Raw genomic sequence first — 4,250 nt, forward strand, 5'->3', positions numbered from 1 at the left:
CACTCCCCGCAGGTGGAGTCGGTGCGGGAGGAGTTGCTGCGGGTGCTGGACGGGATCACCCCGACCGCGTCGCGGGTGCCGTTCTACTCCACGGTCGACAGCGCGCTCATCGACACCGCCGGGCTGGACGCCGCCTACTGGGTCCGCAACCTGCGCCAGACCGTCGAGTTCGAGCAGGCCACCGCCGCGCTCGTCGAGGACGGGCACCGCCTGTTCGTCGAGTGCAGCGCCCACCCGGTGCTGGCCATGGCGATCGGCGAGACCGCGGAGAGCACCGGCACCGAGATCACCGCCGTCGGCTCGCTCCGCCGCGACGACGGCGGCACCGACCGCTTCCTCACCTCGCTGGCCGAGGCCCAGGTGAGCGGCGCCCGGATCGACTGGACGGCGTCCTTCCCGGGCGCCCGCACCGTCGACCTGCCCACCTACGCCTTCCAGCGCGAGCGCTACTGGCTGGAGGAGGCCGACACCACCCCGGATTCCGCCGGGTCGGCCCACGACGAGGTGGAGACCAGGTTCTGGGACGCGGTGGAGCGCGAGGACCTGGCGGAACTCGCCGCCACGCTCGGCGTGGAGGACGGCCGGGAGGAGCTGGGGGCGGTGCTGCCCACCCTCTCGTCCTGGCGGCGGCAGCGGCGCGAGCGGTCGGTCATCGACTCCTGGCGCTACGCCATCGACTGGAAGCCGGTCACCGGCACCGCCGTGCCGGTGCTGTCGGGCCCGTGGCTGCTGGTGGTCCCCGCCGCGGACACCGGCACCGAGCTGACCGCGTCGCTCACCCGGGTGCTGGGCGAACGAGGCGCCCAGGTGGTGCCGCTGACCGTCGAGGCGGCCGACACCGACCGCGCCCGGCTCACCGAGCGGCTGCGCACCGCGCTCGCGGACCACCCCGCCCCGGGCGGCGTCATCTCCCTGTGGGCACTGGACGAGGCGCCGCACGGCGCCCGCGCCGTACTGCCGACCGGTGTGGCGGGCACCCTGGCCCTGCTCCAGGGGCTCGCAGAACTGGACGTGGCCGCGCCGGTGTGGAGCGTCACCCGCGGCGCCGTGTCCACCGGCCCCGCCGACCCGCCCGCCAACCTGGCGCAGGCCCAGATCTGGGGCCTGGGCCGGGTCGCGGCCCTGGAGTACCCGCAGCGCTGGGGCGGCCTGATCGACCTGCCGGACACCGCGGACGGGGCCGCAGCCGCCGACGAGCGGGTGCTGCGGCGCCTGTGCGGCGTGCTGTCCGACCCGCGCGGCGAGGACCAACTGGCCCTCCGCACCGCCGGCACCCTCGCCCGGCGCATGGTGCGCGCCCCACTCGGCGACGCCCGGCCCGTCCGCGGCTGGCGCCCGGACGCCGGCACCGTGCTCATCACCGGCGGCACCGGCGCACTCGGCGCCTGCTTCGCGCGCTGGCTGGCCCGCAACGGCGCCAAGGAACTGGTACTCACCAGCCGCCGCGGCCGCCAGGCCCCCGGCGCCGCGGAACTGGAAGCCGAGCTCGCCGGACTCGGCGCGCACGCCACCGTCGTCGGCTGCGACATCGCCGACCGGGACGCCGTCGCCGAACTCATCGCCCGGCTGAAGGCCGAGGGCCGGCCGGTCCGCTCGGTGATGCACGCCGCCGTCGTCGCCGACCTCGCCCCCCTCGCCACGGCCGGCCCCGAGCACTTCGAGGACGTGTACGCGGCCAAGGTCGGCGGCGCCACGCACCTGCACGAACTGCTCGCGGACGAGGAACTGGACGCCTTCGTCTTCTTCTCCTCCATCGCCGGCTTCTGGGGCAGCGGCGACCACGCCGCGTACGCCGCCGCCAACGCCCACCAGGACGCGCTCGCCGAGCAGCGGCGCGCCCAGGGGCTGCCCGCCACCTCGATCGCCTGGGGCATCTGGGACGCCTTCCACGACTGGGACGAGCGCGCCGCCGAACAGCGCAAGGAGCTGAGCGAACGGGTCGGCGCACAGGGCCTGCCGATGCTGGAGCCGGAGACGGCCTGCGACGCGCTGCGCCAGGCACTGGACCACGAGGAGACCTTCGTGGCCATCGCCGACATCGACTGGGACCGGTTCACCACCGTCTTCACCTCCTACCGGCCCAGCACCCTGCTCGGCGAGATCCCCGAGGCACGGCGCCTGCTGGAGGCGGCGGCCGCGGAGAACCCGGCCACCCAGGACACCTCGGCGCTGCGCCGCAGGCTGGCGGAGCTGGACGAGGAGGAGCGCGTCACCGAACTCGCCGAGGTGGTCAAGGCCCAGGCCGCCGCCGTCCTCGGACACGGTTCCGGGGCCCGGATCGACGCCGGGCGTGCCTTCCGCGACCTCGGCTTCGACTCGCTCACCGCCGTCGACCTGCGCAACCGCCTCAACACCGCGACCGGACTGAAGCTGACCGCCACGGTCATCTTCGACTACCCGACACCGACCGACCTCGCCCGCCACCTGACCGCCCGGCTCTTCGCAGGCGAGCCCGCACCCGGCACCGGCCCGGCCGGCGGCGCGACCGGCACCGCCCCCCGCCCCGCGCCGGACGCGACGGCCGACCACGACGACCCGGTGGTCGTCGTCTCCATGGCCTGCCGCTACCCCGGCGGGGTCGGCACGCCCGAGGAGTTGTGGCAGCTGGTCCTCGACGGGGTGGACGCCATCTCGCCGTTCCCCACCGACCGGGGCTGGGACCTCGCGAAGCTCTACGACCCCGACCCGGAGCGAGAGGGCACGGTCTACTCCCGGGAAGGCGGGTTCCTGCACACCGCGGGCGAGTTCGACGCCGCGTTCTTCGGCATCTCGCCGCGCGAGGCGCTGGCCATGGACCCCCAGCAGCGGCTGATGCTGGAGACCGCGTGGGAGGCCCTGGAGCGAGCGGGCATCGACCCGCACACCCTCAAGGGCACCATGACCGGCACCTTCGTCGGCGCCAACCCCTCGGACTACCGCGCCGGGGTGGGCCGGGTGCCCGACGGCTACGAGGGCCACCTGCTCACCGGCGGCCACAACAGTGTCGTCTCCGGCCGCATCGCCTACACCTTCGGTCTCGAAGGGCCCGCCGTCACCGTCGACACCGCCTGCTCGTCCTCCCTCGTCGCCCTCCACCTCGCGGCCGCCGCGGTCCGCAACGGCGAGTGCTCCATGGCGCTGGCGGGCGGCGTCACGGTGATGTCCACCCCGCAGCCGCTGATCGGCTTCAGCCGCCAGCGCGGCCTCAACCGCGACGGCCGCTGCCGCGCCTTCGCCGCCGACGCCGCCGGCATCGGCATGTCCGAGGGCGCGGGCATGGTCCTGGTGGAGCGGCTGTCCGACGCGCGCCGCAACGGCCACCCGGTGCTCGCCGTCATCCGCGGTTCGGCGGTCAACCAGGACGGTGCCAGCAACGGCCTCAGCGCGCCCAACGGGCCCTCGCAGGAGCGGGTGATCCGGCAGGCGCTGGCCAACGCGGGCCTCACCGCAGCCGAGGTGGACGCGGTGGAGGCGCACGGCACCGGCACCACCCTCGGCGACCCCATCGAGGCGCAGGCGCTGCTCGCCACCTACGGGCAGGAACGCGGTGGCGACGACCCGCTGTGGCTGGGCTCCTTCAAGTCCAACATCGGGCACACCCAGGCCGCCGCGGGCATCGCCGGCGTCATCAAGACGGTGCTCGCCCTCGGCGCGGGCGTACTGCCCAGGACCCTGCACGCCGAGGAGCCCACCCCCGAGGTGGACTGGGACTCCGGCGCCGTGCGGCTGCTGACCGAGGCCCGCGCGTGGCCGGAGACCGGCGCGCCGCGCCGGGCCGCGGTCTCCGCGTTCGGCATCAGCGGCACCAACGCGCACCTGATCCTGGAGCAGCCCGCCACCGGTGCGGGCCCGGCGGACGGCCCGGCGGCCGAGCCGGAGCAGGAAGCCGCGGAGCAGGCCGGCGGCGCGCTGGGCGGGCTCGTCCCGTGGGTGGTCTCCGCCCGGAGCCCGGAGGCGCTGCGCGGACAGGCCGCCCGGCTGCGGGAGTTCGCCCAGGCCCGCCCCGAGGTCACCGACACCGAGATAGCCGTCTCGCTGGTACGCACCCGTGCGGGGTTGGATCAGCGTGCGGTGGTGCTGGGTGCGGATCGTGCGGAGTTGCTGGCGGGTCTGGCGGAGCTGGCGGACGGGGTGTCGTCGGCGGGTGTGGTGTCCGGTCAGGTGGTCTCCGGCCGGCGGGCGTTCCTGTTCGGTGGGCAGGGGAGTCAGCGGTTGGGGATGGGGCGTGGGTTGTACGAGGCGTTCCCGGTGTTCGCGGGGGCGTGGGATGA

Annotated in this window: 1 protein-coding gene; it reads left to right on the plus strand. The window is 75.3% G+C overall.

Translation table 11 applies throughout. The features are described from left to right. Positions 1 to 4,250: SDR family NAD(P)-dependent oxidoreductase (locus ACH4B3_RS34160; RefSeq protein WP_398469669.1), on the plus strand; the 4,250-nt coding region annotated here is incomplete at both ends.

The sequence above is a fragment of the Streptomyces sp. NPDC018031 genome (assembly GCF_044327625.1).
Taxonomy (GTDB): Bacteria; Actinomycetota; Actinomycetes; order Streptomycetales; family Streptomycetaceae; genus Streptomyces.